The sequence below is a fragment of the Microbacterium sp. zg-YB36 genome (genome assembly GCF_024623575.2).
GTDB lineage: Bacteria > Actinomycetota > Actinomycetes > Actinomycetales > Microbacteriaceae > Microbacterium.
The window spans coordinates 68,666-86,467 of sequence record NZ_JANJFD020000008.1 but is presented as its reverse complement, the minus strand read 5'-3'; the positions used below and the strand labels follow the sequence as shown (position 1 = coordinate 86,467).

The 17,802-nt window shown below is 70.9% G+C and carries 17 protein-coding genes; 9 read left to right on the top strand and 8 right to left on the bottom strand.

What is annotated here, in order from left to right:
- Positions 1–75: 75 nt before the first annotated feature.
- The 3 genes from purH to NQ151_RS12820 are packed head-to-tail and all read right to left on the bottom strand — an operon-like array spanning position 76 to position 3,660.
- On the bottom strand, positions 76–1,683 hold the full coding sequence (gene purH, locus NQ151_RS12830) for a bifunctional phosphoribosylaminoimidazolecarboxamide formyltransferase/IMP cyclohydrolase (RefSeq protein WP_257528334.1): 1,608 nt from the start codon (positions 1,681–1,683) through the stop codon (positions 76–78).
- A gap of 20 nt (positions 1,684–1,703) precedes the next feature.
- Positions 1,704–2,297: a phosphoribosylglycinamide formyltransferase gene (gene purN / locus NQ151_RS12825; protein WP_257528333.1), complete on the bottom strand. Its 594-nt coding sequence runs from the start codon at positions 2,295–2,297 to the stop codon at positions 1,704–1,706.
- A gap of 4 nt (positions 2,298–2,301) precedes the next feature.
- Positions 2,302–3,660, bottom strand: coding sequence for a cell division protein PerM (locus tag NQ151_RS12820; protein ID WP_257528332.1), 1,359 nt, complete (start codon positions 3,658–3,660; stop codon positions 2,302–2,304).
- 95 nt (positions 3,661–3,755) lie between these two features.
- Between NQ151_RS12820 and NQ151_RS12815 the strand changes: the two genes are divergently transcribed.
- Positions 3,756–5,162 carry an NCS2 family permease gene (locus NQ151_RS12815; RefSeq protein ID WP_257509262.1) on the top strand — a complete coding sequence of 469 codons (1,407 nt, stop codon included), beginning with the start codon at positions 3,756–3,758 and terminating at the stop codon, positions 5,160–5,162.
- A gap of 37 nt (positions 5,163–5,199) precedes the next feature.
- Here NQ151_RS12815 and NQ151_RS12810 read toward each other — a convergent pair whose 3' ends face one another.
- Positions 5,200–5,640: a nitroreductase family deazaflavin-dependent oxidoreductase gene (locus NQ151_RS12810; RefSeq protein ID WP_257528331.1), complete on the bottom strand. Its 441-nt coding sequence runs from the start codon at positions 5,638–5,640 to the stop codon at positions 5,200–5,202.
- A 95-nt stretch (positions 5,641–5,735) separates the two neighbouring features.
- Here NQ151_RS12810 and NQ151_RS12805 point away from each other — a divergent pair, with 95 nt between their 5' ends.
- The 5 genes from NQ151_RS12805 to NQ151_RS12785 are packed head-to-tail and all read left to right on the top strand — an operon-like array spanning position 5,736 to position 9,105.
- Complete coding sequence (locus tag NQ151_RS12805) at positions 5,736–7,058, top strand: putative T7SS-secreted protein (protein ID WP_257509260.1); 1,323 nt, start codon at positions 5,736–5,738, stop codon at positions 7,056–7,058.
- A gap of 1 nt (position 7,059) precedes the next feature.
- Complete coding sequence (locus tag NQ151_RS12800) at positions 7,060–7,608, top strand: hypothetical protein (protein WP_257528330.1); 549 nt, start codon at positions 7,060–7,062, stop codon at positions 7,606–7,608.
- Entirely contained in the window at positions 7,605–8,198 is a 594-nt protein-coding gene (locus tag NQ151_RS12795; RefSeq protein WP_257528329.1) for a hypothetical protein, read from the top strand. Before NQ151_RS12800 ends, NQ151_RS12795 begins: the two co-directional genes overlap by 4 nt.
- Positions 8,195–8,752, top strand: coding sequence for a hypothetical protein (locus NQ151_RS12790; RefSeq protein WP_257528328.1), 558 nt, complete (start codon positions 8,195–8,197; stop codon positions 8,750–8,752). Before NQ151_RS12795 ends, NQ151_RS12790 begins: the two co-directional genes overlap by 4 nt.
- 17 nt (positions 8,753–8,769) lie before the next feature.
- Positions 8,770–9,105 (top strand): hypothetical protein, encoded by a 336-nt coding sequence (locus NQ151_RS12785; RefSeq protein ID WP_257509256.1) that lies wholly within the window; start codon positions 8,770–8,772, stop codon positions 9,103–9,105.
- A 60-nt stretch (positions 9,106–9,165) separates the two neighbouring features.
- Here the strand turns inward: NQ151_RS12785 and sucD are convergent, their stop codons facing one another.
- The 3 genes from sucD to NQ151_RS12770 all read right to left on the bottom strand — a co-directional run bounded on the left by sucD (position 9,166) and on the right by NQ151_RS12770 (position 12,894).
- Positions 9,166–10,068: a succinate--CoA ligase subunit alpha gene (gene sucD, locus NQ151_RS12780; protein WP_257509255.1), complete on the bottom strand. Its 903-nt coding sequence runs from the start codon at positions 10,066–10,068 to the stop codon at positions 9,166–9,168.
- 20 nt (positions 10,069–10,088) lie between these two features.
- Positions 10,089–11,252: an ADP-forming succinate--CoA ligase subunit beta gene (gene sucC, locus NQ151_RS12775; RefSeq protein ID WP_257528327.1), complete on the bottom strand. Its 1,164-nt coding sequence runs from the start codon at positions 11,250–11,252 to the stop codon at positions 10,089–10,091.
- 124 nt (positions 11,253–11,376) lie between these two features.
- Complete coding sequence (locus NQ151_RS12770) at positions 11,377–12,894, bottom strand: FAD-dependent oxidoreductase (RefSeq protein WP_257528326.1); 1,518 nt, start codon at positions 12,892–12,894, stop codon at positions 11,377–11,379.
- A gap of 70 nt (positions 12,895–12,964) precedes the next feature.
- On the opposite strand from NQ151_RS12770, the gene NQ151_RS12765 reads away from it, so the two are divergent.
- Positions 12,965–13,627: a TetR/AcrR family transcriptional regulator gene (locus NQ151_RS12765; protein WP_257509252.1), complete on the top strand. Its 663-nt coding sequence runs from the start codon at positions 12,965–12,967 to the stop codon at positions 13,625–13,627.
- Between the two features lie 129 nt (positions 13,628–13,756).
- Here the strand turns inward: NQ151_RS12765 and NQ151_RS12760 are convergent, their stop codons facing one another.
- Positions 13,757–15,337 (bottom strand): aspartate:alanine exchanger family transporter, encoded by a 1,581-nt coding sequence (locus NQ151_RS12760; RefSeq protein ID WP_257528325.1) that lies wholly within the window; start codon positions 15,335–15,337, stop codon positions 13,757–13,759.
- Positions 15,338–15,425: 88 nt separating this feature from the next.
- On the opposite strand from NQ151_RS12760, the gene NQ151_RS12755 reads away from it, so the two are divergent.
- Together NQ151_RS12755 and NQ151_RS12750 are read left to right on the top strand one after the other, a co-directional pair.
- A complete protein-coding gene (locus NQ151_RS12755; RefSeq protein ID WP_257528324.1) occupies positions 15,426–16,454 on the top strand; it encodes an ATP-dependent DNA ligase in 1,029 nt (342 codons plus the stop codon).
- A gap of 87 nt (positions 16,455–16,541) precedes the next feature.
- Positions 16,542–17,801 carry an AI-2E family transporter gene (locus NQ151_RS12750; protein ID WP_257509249.1) on the top strand — a complete coding sequence of 420 codons (1,260 nt, stop codon included), beginning with the start codon at positions 16,542–16,544 and terminating at the stop codon, positions 17,799–17,801.
- The last annotated feature ends 1 nt before the right edge of the window (position 17,802 follow it).

The window sequence follows — 17,802 nt, the reverse complement described above, 5'->3', positions numbered from 1 at the left end:
CGAATACTCACTCGACGCCGCGAATACTCACTCGGCAGCACGAATACTCACTCGGCAGCGGCGGCGCGGCGGGGGTCAGTGGAAGAAGTGACGCTCGCCGGTGAAGTACATCGTCCCGCCCGCGGCGCGGACGGCGTCGATGACCTCCTGGTCGCGCACCGAACCACCCGGCTGAATGATCGTGCGAACGCCGGCATCCAACAGCACCTGCACCCCGTCGGCGAAGGGGAAGAACGCGTCGGATGCCGCGACCGACCCTGCCGCACGGTCGCCCGCCCGTTCGACTGCCAGCCGGCACGAATCGACGCGGTTGACCTGCCCCATCCCGATCCCGACCGTCGCCGAGGCCTTGGCCAGCACGATCGCGTTGGACTTCACCGCGCGGCACGTCTTCCACGCGAAGGACAGGTTCGACAGGTCCTCGTCCGCGGGCCGCTCCCCCACCACGAGCTCCCAGCCGTCGACGAGCGACTCGATCTCGTCGGGGAACCGGTCGGCGTCCTGCAGCAGCAGCCCACCGGAGACCAGCCGCACGTCCATCGGCTCCTGCCGCCAGTCGACGGGGAGCCTCAGCACCCGCAGGTTCTTCTTCAGCCGGAACACCTCCAGCGCCTCCGGCTCGAAGTCGGGGGCGACGATGACCTCGGTGAAGATGTCGCGCAGGTTCTCGGCCATCTTCAGCGTCACGGTGCGGTTTGCTGCGATCACACCGCCGAACGCCGACACCGGGTCGCACTCGTGCGCCCGCAGGTGCGCCGACGCGATGGGATCCAGCGCCTGCGGGGCGGCCACGGCGATGCCGCACGGGTTGGCGTGCTTGATGATCGCGACGGCGGGCTTGACCAGGTCGAACGCGGCGCGCAGGGCCGCGTCGGCGTCGACGTAGTTGTTGTACGACATCTCCTTGCCCTGCAGCTGCGTCGCCTGGGCGATGCCGTGGCCGCCGGCGCGGGAGTACAGTGCGGCGCGCTGGTGCGAGTTCTCGCCGTAGCGGAGGGTCTCCAGCCGCTCGGCCGTGATCGTCAGGTGCTCGGGCAGCTCGCCCTCGGCGGCGAGGGTCTCCTCCGCGAACCACGTCGACACGGCGCGGTCGTACGCGGCGGTGTGCGCGAAGGCCCGGGCGGCCAGCTCGCGACGCTGCACGAGCGAGGTGCCGCCCTTGGCGATGGCTGCGAGCACGGCGGGGTAGGACGCCGGGGAGACGACGATCGCGACGTTGGCGAAGTTCTTGGCGCTGGCGCGCACCATGGCGGGCCCACCGATGTCGATCTGCTCCACGACGTCCTCGGCGGGCGCGCCGGAGGCGACGGTCTCGACGAACGGGTAGAGGTTCACCACGACGAGCTCGAACGGCTCGATGCCGAGGTCGGCGAGCTGGCGCTCGTGGTCGGCCAGCCGCAGGTCGGCGAGCAGCCCGGCGTGCACGCTCGGGTGCAGCGTCTTGACCCTGCCGTCGAGCGACTCCGGGAATCCGGTGACGGATGCCACGTCGGTCACGGCGAACCCGGCGTCGCGGATGGTGGCCGCCGTGGATCCGGTGGAGACGATCTCGACGCCGGCGTCGGCGAGCGCCGCAGCGAGCACCAGCAGGTCGGTCTTGTCGCTCACCGAGACGAGCGCGCGGCGCACCGGGACGGTGTCGCGATTGCGGTACAGGGACGGGTCGTGGCTCGGGCCGGCCATAGAGAGCTCCTCCGGGTAGGTCAGATGGTGGATGCCGCGGCGAGATCCAGCTCGCCGACGGCGATACGACGGACGACGTCGATCAGCAGGCGCCGCTCGACGGGCTTGATGCGGTCGTGAAGAGTGTTCTCGTCGTCGCCGGGCAGCACGCTGACGCGCTCCCGGGCGAGGATCGGACCGGAGTCGACGCCGTCGTCGACGACGATGACGCTGGCGCCGGTCTGCGAGACGCCGGCGGCCAGCGCGTCGCGCACACCGTGCGCGCCGGGGAACTCCGGCAGGTAGGCGGGGTGGGTGTTGATCAGCCGCGGCGCCCACGCCGCGACGACGGCGGGGGGAAGCAGTCGCATCAGGCCGCTGAGCACGACGAGGTCGGGCTTCCAGACCTCCAGATGGGCCAGCAGCTCGTCACCCCACGCTTCGCGCTGGGCCGCACCGGCCCAGGGGATGACGAAGCTCGGGATGCCGAACTCCTCGGCGTGGGCGAGTCCGGACGCTTCCCGGTCGGCGCCGACGACGATCACGCGCGCAGGAAAGGCGGGATCGCTCGCGGCCTCGAGCAGGGCCCGAAGGTTCGACCCGGCTCCCGAGATGAGGACGGCGACCGTGAGCACGCGGTCAGTCTACCGGCGCCCGCGCGGCGCCCTCCCCGGGCGCCCCCGGCTCCGCGTGCTCCGCGTGCTCCGCGTGCTCCGCGTGCTCCGCGTGCTCCGCGTGGTCCGCGACACGGTCGACGGGCGCCACGGCGTCGCCGTCGGCATCGCGACCGCGCGGCGACAGCAGCAGGATCGCCGCGCCCAGCGCGGTCTCCACCCCCACCGCGAGCGCCAAGGGCCCCGGTGCCGGCCCGACGACGGCCAGGGCGCCCGGCCCGATCGCCCCGGATGCCACGACCGCGAACACCGCGGCGACCCCGGCGGCGGCCACGGTGATGCCGACGGTGACCAGAACGCGGATACCCATCGCCTCATGGCCGCCCGGCCCGGTACGTGCCTGACGCACCAGCTGCGACCGGGTCACCCAGCCGGCCAGCGCACCGGCGGCGACCGGCAGCAGCGCGAGCAGCAGCAGCCACGGGGACGTCGACTCCGGGATCGCGCCCAGCACCGGGATGCCGGGGAGCACGCCGACATGGGTGCCCACGGGCGAGACCACGGTGTCCAGTCCCAGCGCGAAGCCGGGGCCGGCGACGAACGAGATCGCCCAGATCACGAACGTCGGCAGGTAGGCCAGTTCCGCGAGAGTGAGCACGGACGCCCCGAGCGCGTCGACCTGGCCCGCCTGGAACAGCGCGATCATCCGCGCGCCTCCGGCGAAGACCGCGATCGCCACGACCAGCCCGCCGATGCCCACCAGCGACGCCACGACGATGGTCGTGCCACGGGCGATGAGGCCCGGCACCTCCGGCCACAGGCCGCCGCGGCGGACCAGCACGCTGTGCGCCGCGTCGACGAGGCCGTCGTCACCGGTGCGCCAGGCGACCGCGAGCGCGCCGCCGAGGGCGGGCAGGGCGAAGACGAGCACCGGGAATCCGATCGCCTGCCACAGCTGCACGGCGGCGATGTCGTTGCCGGTGGTCATCGCGACGCCCGCCGCCGCGACGGCGACCACGACGGTGCTCGACAGCACCCCCGTCAGCCAGGCGCCGGCGGTGGCGGCCCGCGCGCCGGAGCGGGCGGCGAACACGGCGGTGAAGACGGCCAGGGCAAGGGGTGCCAGCGACACGGTGAAGGATGCCGCAGCGGGGTCGATCCCGGCCGGCACCGTGAACTCCTCAGGCAGGGTCACCGCGAGCGGCACGAGGTGCCCGAGCTGCCAGATCCGGCCGGCGGCGGGCCACAGCCCAGCCCAGGAGGCGTCGGCGCCGAAGCCGAAGATCCACAGCAGGGTGAGCGGCGCGAGCGCGGCGACGAGCCCGACGGCGACGGCCAGAACGGCGTCGAAAGCGGCAAGGAGGGCGACGAGGAGGCGATTCATGCGCTGTCGACCCTACCTACGCACGGGGCAGGCGCTGCACCGGCGCACCGGCGCACCCATGTCGCACCAGTAATGTTTCCGCAGGAGGTCCCCCTATGACTGCGCCCGCACCCGCCCCTGCCCACTCAGACGCCACACCCCGCAACGGCCTCGACCGTTTCTTCGAGATCACCAAACGCGGCTCCACCCTCGGCGGTGAGATCCGCGGCGGTGTCGTCACATTCGTGACGATGGCCTACATCGTGATCCTGAACCCGATCATCCTGTCCACCGCCGACGTCAACGGCACCATCCTCGACCCCGGCGCCGTCGCGGCGAGCACCGCCCTCACGGCCGGGTTCATGACGATCCTCTTCGGTATCGTCACCCGCCTGCCGTTCGCGTTCGCCGCGGGCCTCGGGATCAACGCGTTCCTCGCATTCTCGGTCGTCGGCCAGGTGACGTGGGGCGAGGCGATGGCCCTCACCATCATCAACGGCCTGATCATCGTGCTGCTGGCAGCGACGGGCCTGCGGAAGATGATCTTCGACGCCGTGCCCGTGCAGCTCAAGCTCGCGATCACCGTCGGCATCGGCCTGTTCATCGCGTTCATCGGGTTCGTCAACGCCGGCTTCGTCGGACCGGCCGAGGGCACGCCCCTCGAGCTCGGCATCGCCGGCTCGGTCGCCTCGATCGACACGCTGCTGTTCGTGGTCACGCTGCTCATCGGCGGCGCCCTCATCGCGCTGAAGGTGAGGGGCGCGATCCTCATCGCCCTCATCGCCGGCACCGTCCTGGCCGCAATCGTCAACATCTTCACGCCGGTCGCCGACTTCGGCCTTTCGGCCGGCCTGTTCGCGCTCCCCGACCTCAGCCTCATCGGCGCCGTGGACTTCGGCTTCGACTTCGGCAAGGTCGGCTTCGTGACGCTGCTGATGTTCGTGTTCACGCTCGTGTTCACCAACTTCTTCGACGCCATGGGCACCATGACGGGACTTGCGAAGGAGGCCGATCTCGCCGACGCGAAGGGCGACTTCCCCCGCATCAAGTCGGCGCTCATCGTCGAGGGCGTCGGCGCCGTCGTCGGCGGCGCGACCTCGTCATCGTCGGCCACGGTGTTCGTCGAGTCGGGCTCCGGCATCGGCGAAGGCGCCCGCACGGGTTTCGCGAACGTCGTCACCGGTGTGCTGTTCCTGCTCGCGATGTTCGTGACGCCCGTCACCGGCCTCGTCCCCGGCTTCATCGCCGCTGCGGCGCTGGTGCTGGTCGGGGCCATGATGCTCGCGCAGATCAAGCACATCGACTTCTCCGAGTTCAACGTGCTGCTGCCGGTCTTCCTCACCGTGACCGTCATGCCGCTGAGCTACTCGATCGCCAACGGCATCGGCGCGGGCTTCATCAGCTGGGTCGTCGTCAACGCCCTGTCCGGCAACGCCCGGAAGGTGCACTGGCTGCTGTGGGTGGTCGCCTTCGGCTTCGTGCTGTACTTCGCCCGCGGCCCGCTCGAGATGCTGCTGGCCTGATCCGCTTCGTCGAGGACTGAGCGGATCAGGCGATCCCTCAGTCCTCGACGGGCTCCAGCACGAACACCGCGATGCGACGATCGGTCTTGGTCTGGTAGTCGTCGTACGCCGGCCACACCGCAGCGGCACGCTTCCACCACTGCGCGTACTCCTGCCCGTCCAGCTCCCGGGCGAGGTAGTCACGGGCCACGGCGCCGTCCTGCAGGCGCACCCGCGGGTTCTTGCGCACGTTCCAGTACCACGCCGGCGGCTGCGGGTGGCCGCCCTTGGACGCGACGACCGCGTAGCGGCCGTCGTGCTCCACACGCATCAGCGCCGTCTTGCGCAGGCCGCCCGTCTTCGCCCCGACCGAGGTCAGCACGATGATCGGCACACCCTGCAGCAGATTGGCCTCCGTCCCGCCGGAGGCTTCGTACTTCTCGGCCTGGGTACGGGCCCACGTGGACGTGCTGGGCAGGTACTCACCATTCAACGACATGCCCCCACGTTAACGTCAATGGGGAGTTCAGCCCATCGAGACTGCGTTCCCGCCTTCCCTAGGCTGAACCCGCACCAGAGCAGAAGGAGCCGCGGATGTCCATCGAACTGCCCGATCGGATCGCCCCCATCCCCGGGAGCCCCGACACCGTCTCCTCCCGCGCCACGCGGTTCACCGCGACGGCGGATGCCATCCTCGAGGCGGTCTCGGGCCTGCGCGCCGCCATCGCCGACACCAGCCAGCACGAGAGCAAGGCCCTCGACCAGCTCGCCGAGAACGCCGGACAGGTCGCCACGCGCCTGGAGTCCCTCGAGGGCCGCTACCGGGAGGCAGGCTCCGCGCTGAGTTCCTTCGCCACCGACCTGCAGACCGCGCAGACCGAGGCGATGACTCTCGTGCGCGAGCACGCCGAGGCGACGGCATCCGAAGACCGGTACAACCGCGAGATCGACCACTACCGCGAGCAGCGCCAGCGCACGACCGACCCGATGGAAGCGGTCGACCTCAACCGGCATCTGATGCTGCTGACCCAGCGCCAGGGCGCACAGTCCTCCGCCGCGGCGGGCGCCCAGGCGCGCTTCGCGCAGATCATCGAACGACTGCGCGACTCCGGCGTGGCCGCCGCGGGCCGCATGCGCGACGCGATGGACGGCGACGGGCTCAACGATGGGCTCTGGGACAACTTCTCCGGCTGGGTCGCCGAGAACGCCGAGATCCTCAAGGCCATCCACAAGGTGCTGCAGCTGGTGACCACGGTGCTGTCGGTGCTGAGCTTCTTCCTGCCGGTGCTGGCACCGTTCGCGCTGGCCGCGGCCGCGCTGACGGCGGGGCTCAGCCTCATCCTCGCCTCGACCGGCCAGATCTCGTGGGTCGACTTCGCGATCGACCTCATCACGGTGGCGACCTTCGGTGTCGCCGCGGTGGCGACCCGCGCGATCGGCGGCGTCATGACCGCCCTCAAGGGCACGCGCGTCGCGCGGCTGGCCGCACAGGGAAACTCCTCGGCGCTGCGCTCGGTCACCGGCAGCTTCAACGGCGTGCTGCGCGGCAAGAACGGGCTGAGCTTGGGGCCGGTGCAGTTGCCGTCGGTGCAGTGGGTCCGGGAGGTCACCGGCGCGAAGGGCGTGTTCAACGCGCACTTCCTCCGAGTCGCCGAGAGCGCCCGTGCCGGCGCGGGTGGACCGCTGGACGACCTGCTGCTGCAGATCGGCCGCGAAGAGATGGCGCGCATCAAGATCGCATTCGGCATCCGTACCGCCGTCACCATGCCCAACACGATCCTCGGCAGCGTCGCCCCCGGTGTCGCCGACGCGTTCGAGCGCATCATGGCCGACAACCCCGTGAGCGACGTGGTGGATGCCGGCGCGGACTGGTACCAGGGCGTCAAGGACAGCGCGACGTGGAAAGTAGGGTCGTAGCGTGACCGCACGAACCACCACGTCCCCCGCCGTGAAGCGGACGACCAGGCCCGCCGCCAAGCGCGGCGCAGCAAAGACCCCCCGGGTGATCCTCGCCGATCGGCTGTTCTTCTGGACAGGCATGACCATCGTGGCGTTCGGGCTGCTGCCGATCATCCTCATCGCCGTCATCGGGCTGATCCAGGGGACCCTCCCCTCCGAAGCGGACGGCAGCATCACCGGCACCGCTGCCGGCTTCCCCCTCTTCCAGCCGCCGTTCTGGCTGCTGTGGCTTCCGGCGCTGGGGATGCTGGCCCTCACGGTCATCACCTGGCCGTTTCCGGCCCGGTTCCCCGCCTACTTCTGGGGCGCCCGCTTCGACATGAGCGTCATCAGCGGCCTCGGGCTCATGACGACCCTGGTCGCCGCCGTCGCCTACGGCGGTGCGCAGCTGTGGCTCGTGCTCCCCGCGGCGGGGGCGTTCCTGCTCGCGATGATCGTCTTCGGGGTGCGCGGCACGATCGAGTACGTGCGCGACATCGTCGAACTGCGCCGCCCGACCCGCCGATGAGCGCCGTCGCCGACGGGACGGCCACCCTGCCGCGCCCCCGCATGATCCTCCCGCCCGCGTGGCAGCTGTTCCCCGTCAGCGACGACAACGCCGCCACCGCACGCGCCGCGTTCGCCGGCTTCTGGGAGAACGCGCCGCGCGACAGCATCGGCCCGTTCGTGCACGAGCTGGAGCGCACCCTCGCCGGCGCGCTGGACCAGGCCCGCGGTGCGGGCGGCTTCGCCGCGGCCATGCCGATGGGGATCCCCTGGCAGGTGCCGGTGTCGACCTCCGTCGTCCTCAGCCACGTGCCGGCCGCCGATCCGCAGCTGCCGCCGGGGGGAGAGCGCGTGCACACCGATGCCGGGCCCGCGCGCCGCAGCATCCGGGACGAGCAGGCGCCTGCGGATGCCGGCGACGAATCGGTCGTGCTGCTGCGCAGCATCGACTACGTCTGGCGCGTGCCGGGCCACGATGCCTACCTCGTGGCGTTCGCCTCGATCTCCGGGCTCCCCGTCGCGGAGTACCAACCCGTCACCGACGCCCTCACGACGCTGGTGACGACGATGCTGGATGCCGTGACCTGGCCCGACCCCGAAGGACAGCGATGACTCTGCAGGTCGACTTCGACCCCGATCTGTGGGTATACGTCCCCGACAGCTGGCCGTGGGAGGGGTTCGCGACCCTCGAGCAGTGGCGCGACACCCTCGCCGGGGCGCTGGCCACCGCGTACGGGTACGACGAGGCGATGCGGCAGTGGGTGGCCGACACGGCCGAGGGCCTTGCCCGCGGCGCCGACGAGCACGAGCACCGGTTCGCCTACTTCTCCCGCCCGCATGAGGCGCTGGGCATCGCGAGCATCTACGAGATGCCCCGGTTCACCGACGCCACCGAGGAGCAGATGCTGGGCGTGCAGGATGCCGCGACGGTGCGCCCCGTGCAGATCACGTCCTTCGAGGGCGGACGACTGGGCCCCGGATTGACCTCCACCCGGCACGTCGCCGACGACAGCGGAGCGATCACCGCGATCACCCACTGGCTGTGGCGCCTGGACGACCGCGACGTGCTGATGATCGCCGGCGACCCGGACATCGCCCGGTTCGAAGGCCTCCGTGACGACTACGACGCACTGGCGCGTGCCATCGGCACCGCGCCGCACGACTGAGGAAGGGAAGTCACGACATGTCGGGACGACTGCAGATCGACGTCGACGAGGTGGGGCGCGTCTCCACCAACCTCGCCACCATCGTCCGCCGGCTGGAATCGGCCCAGGCCGACTCCGAGTCGCTGGCCGCCGCCATCCCGGTGCGGGAGCTGGCCGATGCCACCGACGACTTCGCCGGCAAGTGGGATGACCGCCGCCGCGAGCTGATCGAAGAGGTCACGGCGCTGAAGGACCAGGCCCGCGCGGTCGCCGACGCGTTCACCGAGATCGACTCACAGCTGGTCGCCGCACTCACGCGCCCGCCCGAGCAGGCCACCCCCGGCCCCGGGCGCGGCGGACCGCAGCCGCTCTGAGGCGGATACGACGAAGGGTGGATGCCACGCGGCATCCACCCTTCGTCGTTCGCGGGCGCGTTACAGCGCGGCGATGATCTCGCGCATCAGGTCTGCCGTCTCGGACGGGGTCTTCCCGACCTTGACGCCGGCGGCCTCGAGGGCCTCCTTCTTGGCCTGCGCGGTGCCGGCGGAGCCGGACACGATGGCGCCGGCGTGGCCCATCGTCTTGCCCTCGGGGGCGGTGAAACCGGCCACGTAGCCGACGACCGGCTTGGTGACGTTGGCCTTGATGTACTCGGCTGCGCGCTCTTCGGCGTCGCCACCGATCTCACCGATCATGACGATGGCCTTGGTTTCGGGGTCGGCCTCGAACGCGGCGAGGGCGTCGATGTGCGTCGTGCCGATGACCGGGTCGCCGCCGATGCCGATGGCCGTGGAGAAACCGATCTCGCGCAGCTCGTACATCATCTGGTAGGTCAGCGTTCCCGACTTCGAGACGAGACCGATGGGTCCCTTGCCGGCGATGTTGGCGGGCGTGATGCCGACCAGCGACTCGCCGGGCGTGATGATGCCGGGGCAGTTCGGGCCGATGATGCGGGTCGTGTTGCCCTTGGACTGGGCGTACGCCCACGCCTCGGCGGTGTCGCCGACGGGGACGCCCTCGGTGATGACGACCAGGAGCGGGATCTCGGCGTCGATGGCCTCGACCATCGCGTCCTTCGTGAAGGCCGGGGGCACGAACGCGATCGACACGTCGGCACCGGTCTTCTCGATCGCCTCGGCGACGGAGCCGAAGACGGGCAGCTCGACGGGCGAGCCGTCGGCCGCGTGGTGCAGCACCGTGGTGCCGGCCTTGCGGGCGTTCACGCCGCCGACGACCTGGGTGCCGGCCTTGAGCATGAGAGCGGTGTGCTTGGTGCCCTCGCCGCCGGTGATGCCCTGGACGATGACCTTGGAGTCCTTGTTGAGGAAGATCGACATATCAGTTTCCTTTTCGGATCTCAGGCGTTGGCGAGCTCGGCGGCCTTGTCGGCGCCGGAGTCCATCGTGTCGGCCAGGGTGACGAGCGGGTGAGCGGCATCGCGCAGGATCGCGCGGCCCTCTTCGACCTTGTTGCCGTCCAGGCGCACCACGAGCGGCTTGGAGGCGCTGGAGCCCAGCGCGGCGAGTGCGCCGACGATGCCCTTGGCAACGGCGTCGCAGGCGGTGATGCCGCCGAAGACGTTGACGAACACGCTCTTGACCTGCGGGTCGCCGAGGATGACGTCCAGGCCGGCGGCCATGACCTCGGCCGAGGCGCCGCCGCCGATGTCGAGGAAGTTGGCGGGCTTGACGCCGCCGTGGTTCTCGCCGGCGTAGGCGACGACGTCCAGCGTCGACATGACCAGGCCCGCACCGTTGCCGATGACGCCCACCTCACCGTCGAGTTTGACGTAGTTCAGGTCGTTCGCCTTGGCCTTGGCCTCCAGCGGGTCTGCGGCGGACTTGTCCTCCAGCAGCGCGTGGCCGGGGTGGCGGAAGTCGGCGTTCTCATCGAGGGACACCTTGCCGTCGAGGGCGACGATGTCACCCTCCTCGGTCAGCACGAGCGGGTTGACCTCGACGAGCGTGGCATCCTCACCCTTGTAGACGGCGTAGAGCTTGACGAACACGTCACTGACGGCCTCGACGAGCTCGGGGGCGAAGCCCGCGGCCTGCGCGATCTCGACGGCCTTGGCCTTGTCGATGCCGGTGGCGGGGTTGACCTCGATGCGCGCGAGCGCCTCGGGACGCTCGACGGCGAGCTCTTCGATCTCCATGCCGCCCTCGACCGAGCACAGGCTCAGGTAGGAGCGGTTCGCGCGGTCCAGCAGCACCGAGAAGTAGTACTCCTTGTCGATGCGGGCGCCCTGCGCGACCATGACGCGCTTGACGATGTGGCCCTTGATGTCGAGGCCGAAGATGCCCTTGGCCGCTTCGTATGCCTCGTCGGGGGTCTTGGCGACCTTCACGCCGCCGGCCTTGCCGCGGCCGCCGGCCTTGACCTGCGCCTTGACGACGACGACTCCGCCGATCTTCTCGGCTGCTGCCCGCACCTCCTCGGGGGTGTCGGCGACGATGCCGGCGAGAACCGGCACCTCGTACTTCTCGAAAAGGTCTCGTGCCTGGTACTCGTACAGATCCACGTGCAATCCTTCGCTGGGCGACGGTGGGTTTGGGTGTCGCAAACAATCTCGATATCGAGAGATCGACAGTCCCACAGCCTACTACCCGCGCTCGGGGAGCCTTTGCCCCGGCTTGCGCGGTAGGTCAGCGACTGCCGGTGCGGCGCGGCAGTGCATGTAGGTCCCGGCTGGCGGGGCCCTCCAGCCGGGTGCCGTCGGCGGCGAACCTCGACGCGTGCAGCGGGCAGTCCCAGCTGCACTCGGCGTCGTTCCATTTCAGCACCCCGCCCATGTGAGGGCAGACGGCGCTGACGGCACGGGTGCGGCCGTCGACCGTTGATACGCCCACCGGCCGTCCGCCCTGCTGGGCGACGACGCCCTGCCCCTCGGCCGGCTGCGGCACCGGCACCGCCCGGCGCTCCGCACCGAACCAGCCCCCGGCCGCGGCACCGGCGACCTTCGCGTTCTCCACGGCGCCGCGCGCCAGGTCGCCGGGCATCGTCAGTCGGGTGCCGATCTGCGCCATCCACTGCGGCAGCTCTTCCCGCGCCTGCCCGCGGATCTCCGCCGCGAGGCGCAGCGCTGCCCACGGGGCGTTGGTGAGTCCCCACTTGGCGTAGCCGGTGGCGAACCGCACGCGGCTCAGGCTCCGTGGCAGCACCCCCACGAAGGGGACGAGGTTGTGTGAGGTGTAGTCCTGCGCCGACCAGCGGTGGGTGGGTTCGGCCCCGGCGAAGTGCTCCTGCGTCCAGACGATCAGCTCCTCCACCCGCTGGCGCTCGGAGTCGGCCCGACCGACGGGATGCCCGTTGCCGCCGACGATGAGGCGGGATCCGCCGTCGTGGACGGGGCGCAGCGACCGGGTGGGGCCGTCGACCGAGAGGAACAGCCCTTCGGGCACCGGGGTGGGGGTCTGGAACGAGACGCAGTACGACCGGCTCCCGGACACCTTCGCGAAGGTCAGGCCGCGATCCACGATCGGGGTGCCGGTGGCCAGCACGATGTTCTCGGCTGCCATCGGCCCCGCCGTGGTCCGCAGCGTCGGGTGCGGCACCACCGAGAGCCCGGTGACGCGCACACCGGTGTGCAGCACCCCGCCCGCGGCGACGAACGCCGCCGCCAGCGCCGTGGTGACGGCGGCGGGATCCAGCGCAGTCTGGTCGTCCAGGGCGACCGCGCGGGTCAGCGGAAACGGCAGATCAGCGGTCTCGGCGGCCCCCGCGATGCGCACGTCGAGCCCCGCCTCCCGGGCGGCGGCGTGTTCCGCGTCGACCGTGTCGGCGCCGTCGACTGTCTGCGCGTAGGAGTAGGCGGTGTGCGTCGTGCGGTCGATCCCCGCGGCATCCGCGAAAGCCAGCAGCCACTGCTGACCGGCCCGGTTGGCCTCGACGTAGGCGCGGACGAGCGACGCCGGATGGTGCGCGCGCATCGTCGAGAGCGTGCTGCCCTGCAGCAGCGACACCTTGCCGGTGTTGTTGCCGCTGGCCCCGGCCGCGATGTCGCCTGCTTCGAGCACGCACACGTCGAAGCCGTCGACGGCCAGCAGCACCGCGGTGCACAGTCCGGTCAGCCCCGCCCCCACGATCACGACGTCGTGGTGTGCGTCCGGCTCGAAGGGGGTACCCGCGACGGAACGGGGTTGCTGCATCCACAGTGAGGTCATCTCCCCACTCAAGGGCCACCGAGGATGTGGACTCAACCGCTTGACACGCGGCACACTAGGCTCCGTTGACATGAACGACACCACCGCAGCGCGCACCGCCGTGATCGCCGCAGCGCTGGACTTGTTCGCCTCGCAGGGGTTCGAGGCGACCTCGGTGGAGCAGATCGCGCAGGCGGCCGGGGTGTCGCGGTCGACGTTCTTCCGCCAGTTCGGCGGCAAGGACGACGTCGTCTTCGCCGACCACGAACTGCTGCTGGAACGGCTGCGGGAGTTCCTCGAGCGGGAGCACGCCGACCCGTGGCAGGCGGTGTGCGAGGCATCCGTCCTGGCGTACCGTCACTTCGCCGCGGACCCCGTGCTCGCCCGCCGCCGCTACGTCGTGGTCCGCCAGGTGCCGGCGCTGCGGGACCGGGAGATCGTCATGGTGTTCCGGTACGAGCGCCTGTTCGATGAGTACCTGCGCAGCGCCATGCCGGATCTGGATCCGCTGGATGCCGTCGGCTTCGCGGCGCTGGTGACCGCGGTGCACAACCACGTGCTGCGGCAGCTGCTGCGCGGTCCCAAGCGCGTGCCGGTGTCGGTGCTGCGCGCGGCCCTGGACGACGTGCTGCGGCGGTTCGGGGTGGCGCAGTCCAGCGACCCCGCCGACGACGACGTCGTGGTCGCGGTGTTCCCCAAGCGGATGCCGGCCGCCGAGGTCGCCCGCCGCGTGCGCACCGCCCTCCCCCGCTGACCCTGGGGTCGCCTCACTTCCCCCGCAGGTCGCCTCACTTTCCCGGTGAAACGACACCTGGTCGCCGAGACCCTGGGAAGTTCCCACTGGCTCGGCGACCAGCTGTGGTCTCACGGGTTCGCGGGCGGGTCAGAGGGTGACCAGCACCTGCGCGAGCAGGATCTTCACCACCATCGCGGCGGGGTACACCAGGCTGTAGGCCAACGCGACGCGCACGTCGTATCCGGTGCGGGTGTTCGCGAAGGCGAGCAGGGCCGGGTTGGTCTGCACGCCGGAGACGACACCGGCCAGCCGCGTGCCGCCGGTGCGGAACGCGTACCGCGCGACGAGGAAGGTGCCCGCCACGACGATCGTGGTGATCACGAATCCGAGCAGCAGCAGCGACAGGATCTCCCCCGAAACGATCGCCGAGACGATGAGCGAACCCGCCTTGGTGCCCGCGAAGGCGAGGAACAGCACCAGCCCGAGTTCGGACAGCACGTTGGCCGCCGTCGTGGGCAGCGTCGTGGAGATCGGGCCGATGCGGCGGACCCGGCCGAAGATGAGGCCCATGATGAGGGCGCCGGCCGCCGCGCCCAGCGCGAACGTGCCGCCGCCGGGGAGCGGCACCTGGATGGCGCCGAGCCCGAGCCCGGCGGCGATCCCCACTCCGAGCGCGAAGGGGTTGATGTCGGCGACACCCCGCTCGGAGTCGCCGATCAGCTCCGTCAGGGCGCCCATCGCGTCGCGGGGGCCCACGACCCGCAGCCGGTCGCCCAGCTGCAGGACCACGTCGCCGGTGCCGACGAACTCGACGTCGCCACGGCGCACCCGCGCGATCGTGGCGCCGTACCGCTCACGCAGCCCGAGACTCGCGATCGCGCGACCGGCGAGCTTCGGGTTCGACAGGATCATGCGCCGGTAGTCCAGTTGCCTGCGGTCCTGCACGATGTCGATCGAGGAGGTGTGGCCGAGCTCCGCGGTCACGGCCTCCACGACATCGCGCGGTCCCACCACGTTGACCACGCCGCCCGGTGGCAGGACGGTGTCGGGACCGACGGTCGCCATCTCGCCGCCTTCCTCGGGCATCAGCCGGGAGAAGGTGACGCGGCCGCCGTGGCGATGGCTGAGCGTGGCGGCCGTCGGGCGTTCGGTGGTGTCGATGTGCACGGCCTTGTCGATCAGCGGCGGCTGCGCGTCGGTGTCGGACGCACGATGGCGCAGCGCCAGTCCCACCGCGACCATCGCCCCGACGACGCCGAACACGTACGCGCTGGCGTAGCCGACGGTCGCCTCCGGACTGCCGCCGGTGGCGGCGAGCGCGGGGGTGTTCGTCAGCGCCCCGGCGAAGGTGCCGGCGATGGTCATGGGGGACACGCCCATGGCCCGCCCCACGAAGAAGGCGGCGGCCGCGGCGACCACGAGGCAACCGGTCACCGCGAGCAGCAGCGGATACGCGGTGCGCAGGGCATGGCCGAACCCGGGGCCGGCGATGAGCCCGACACAGAATGCGAACAGCACCAGACCGGTGTCGCCGATCGTCGCCGGCAGTTCGATCGGGACGCCCAGCGCGACACCCCAGGCGGTCAGCGCCATCGCGCCGAACAGCACCCCGATCGCGCCGAGCGAGACGCCCGCGATGCGGATGCGACCGACCGCCGATCCCAGTCCGACGAGGAGGAAAGCGGTGAGGACGGGTTGCGCGGCAAGAAATTCGAAGACCGGGCGCATACTCCCGAGTATGCCTCGCTCGCCCCCCGGTTGCGAGTGGACGGCCCACCCCTCCCGCCCGGCCGGTGCGACCGGCAGGATGGTGCGCATGTACGACATCCCCGCCCCCATGCTCGCCAAATCCGTGCCCGACATCCCCGACCGGGAGGGGCTGAGCTTCGAGCCGAAGTGGGACGGATTCCGGGCCCTGGTGGCCTGGGACGGCAGCGACGTGGAGATCGGCTCGCGCGGCGCCAAGCCGCTGACCCGCTACTTCCCCGAACTCGTCGACGCGTTCGCGCGGCTGCTGCCGGAGCCGTGCCTGGTCGATGGGGAGATCGTCGTCGCGGTCGGTGAGCCGGGGGCGCAGCGCCTTGATTGGCCGACGCTGTCGCAGCGGATCCACCCTGCCGCGTCGCGGGTCACGCTGCTGTCGCAACAGACCCCGGCGATGTTCATCGCGTTCGACCTGCTCGCCCGCGGCGACCGCGATCTGCAGGATCGGCCGTTCGCCGAGCGCCGCGCGGAACTGGTGGACCTGCTCGGATCGCTCCCCGCGCCGGTGCATGTGACCCGCACGACCGAGGATGCCGCGCGGGCGCGGCGCTGGCTCGCCGAGTTCGAGGGGGCGGGGTTGGACGGCGTGGTGGCCAAGGGCCTGGATCAGCCGTATGCCCCCGGCAAGCGCACCATGCTAAAGATCAAGCACGCGCGCACCGCAGACGTCGTGGCACTGGGGTACCGGATCCATAAGAGCGGTCAGGGCGTCGGGTCGCTCCTGGTCGGCCTGTACGGCCAGGACGGCGAGCTGCACAACGTGGGCGGCGTGGCGGCGTTCAGCGACCGGCGGCGCCTCGAACTCATCGACGAACTCGCACCGCTCGTGGAGACGGATGCCGCCGGCGGCGCCGTGACCGGTGAGACGGAGCGGTCCCGGTTCTCGGGCGGGAAGGACGTGTCATTCGTCCGGCTGCGCCCCGAGCGGGTGCTCGAGGTGCGGTACGACCAGCTGGAGGGGTGGCGGTTCCGCCACACCGTGCAGTTCGAGCGGTGGCGGCCCGACCGCGACCCGCTTTCCTGCACGTTCGAGCAGCTTGAGACGGGGTCGGCATACGATCTGGCCGACGTGCTGCAGTAGAGCGCGGCATCCGCACGCCTGCTAAGCCATGGTGGGCATGCGGTCAACCCGCCTCCGCGCCCCCTGGCGGGCCGCTACGGTCGAGGGATGGGACTGTTCAACCGCGAGCCACGCTCCGTCCGCCTCGACGCACCGCTGCGGCTTGACCCCGGCTCGTCGGTCAATCTCGCCGCCGGTCGGGCACCGTGGAGCCTGTGGGCGGACGGCATGGGAAAGCTGTCGATCCGCGCGCTGCAGCTGATCCTCGTCGTCGTGGTCGCCGCCGCGGTCTTCCTCGGCATCCAGCAGATCACGGTCGTGACGATCCCCCTCGTGCTGGCACTCATCCTCGCCTCGGCGTTCGCGCCGGTGATGAGCTGGATGCGGCGCCACGGGGTGCCGGCGGTGCTGGCGACCCTCATCACGCTGCTGGCGATCGTGGCGGTGCTCGGCGGGATCACGTGGCTCATCGTCTGGGCGGTGCGCGATCAGTGGAGCGCGCTGTACGGGCAGGCCGAAGAGGGCATCCAGAGCGTCGTGGCGTGGGTGTCCAGCCTCAACCTCAACATCGACCAGGCGCAGATCGACGAATGGATCGGGACCGTCACCGACTTCGTCACCAGTGCCCAGTTCGGCTCGGGGGCGCTGGCGGGCGTCGGCGCGGTGGCGAACTTCATCACCGGCCTCGTGCTCCTGGTGACGATGCTGTTCTTCTTCCTCAAGGACGGCCCGCAGATGTGGGCCTTCCTGCTGCGGCCGTTCCGCGGCGAGAACTACGAGCGCGCGGTGCGCATCGGCGACAAGACGGTCTCGACGCTGGGGTCGTACGTGCGCGGCACGGCGGCCGTCGCCGCGGTGGATGCGATCGGCATCGGCATCGGCCTGTGGATCCTGCAGGTGCCGCTGTGGCTCCCGCTGTCGGTGCTGGTGTTCGTGCTGGCGTTCATCCCGATCGTCGGTGCGACCGTCGCCGGCATCCTCGCCGCCCTCGTCGCGCTCGTGGCCAACGGCTGGGTCGTGGCGCTGATCGTGGTGGGCATCGTCGTGCTCGTCAACCAGCTCGAGGGCAACTTCCTGCAGCCGGTGCTCATGGGCCGCTCAATGAAGCTGCACGCGTTCGTCATCCTGATCGCGCTGACCATCGGCACCGTGCTCAGCGGCATCATCGGGGCGATCCTCGCCGTGCCGATCACCGCGGTCGCGTGGGGCGCGGTGCAGGTCTGGGACGGGGAGAGCACCCCCGCGCGCTGGGCACGGCGCAAGCCCAGCGAAGCCGACGCCGGGTCGCCGGAGCGGTGGCGGGCGCGCAAGCGCAAGAAGGATGCCGCAGGCTCCGCCGTGCCGGTCGTCACGCACCCCGCGCCGTAGA

Bases quoted from the DNA above. Each gene is read 5' to 3' on its own strand.
- NQ151_RS12805 (WP_257509260.1), top strand. From the start codon at position 5,736: ATGTCCATCGAACTGCCCGATCGGATCGCCCCCATCCCCGGGAGCCCC.
- NQ151_RS12755 (WP_257528324.1), top strand. From the start codon at position 15,426: ATGTACGACATCCCCGCCCCCATGCTCGCCAAATCCGTGCCCGACATC.
- NQ151_RS12810 (WP_257528331.1), bottom strand. From the start codon at position 5,640: ATGTCGTTGAATGGTGAGTACCTGCCCAGCACGTCCACGTGGGCCCGT.
- NQ151_RS12795 (WP_257528329.1), top strand. From the start codon at position 7,605: ATGAGCGCCGTCGCCGACGGGACGGCCACCCTGCCGCGCCCCCGCATG.
- NQ151_RS12750 (WP_257509249.1), top strand. From the start codon at position 16,542: ATGGGACTGTTCAACCGCGAGCCACGCTCCGTCCGCCTCGACGCACCG.
- NQ151_RS12815 (WP_257509262.1), top strand. From the start codon at position 3,756: ATGACTGCGCCCGCACCCGCCCCTGCCCACTCAGACGCCACACCCCGC.
- sucD (WP_257509255.1), bottom strand. From the start codon at position 10,068: ATGTCGATCTTCCTCAACAAGGACTCCAAGGTCATCGTCCAGGGCATC.
- purH (WP_257528334.1), bottom strand. From the start codon at position 1,683: ATGGCCGGCCCGAGCCACGACCCGTCCCTGTACCGCAATCGCGACACC.
- NQ151_RS12790 (WP_257528328.1), top strand. From the start codon at position 8,195: ATGACTCTGCAGGTCGACTTCGACCCCGATCTGTGGGTATACGTCCCC.
- NQ151_RS12770 (WP_257528326.1), bottom strand. From the start codon at position 12,894: ATGACCTCACTGTGGATGCAGCAACCCCGTTCCGTCGCGGGTACCCCC.
- NQ151_RS12765 (WP_257509252.1), top strand. From the start codon at position 12,965: ATGAACGACACCACCGCAGCGCGCACCGCCGTGATCGCCGCAGCGCTG.
- NQ151_RS12820 (WP_257528332.1), bottom strand. From the start codon at position 3,660: ATGAATCGCCTCCTCGTCGCCCTCCTTGCCGCTTTCGACGCCGTTCTG.
- NQ151_RS12760 (WP_257528325.1), bottom strand. From the start codon at position 15,337: ATGCGCCCGGTCTTCGAATTTCTTGCCGCGCAACCCGTCCTCACCGCT.
- NQ151_RS12785 (WP_257509256.1), top strand. From the start codon at position 8,770: ATGTCGGGACGACTGCAGATCGACGTCGACGAGGTGGGGCGCGTCTCC.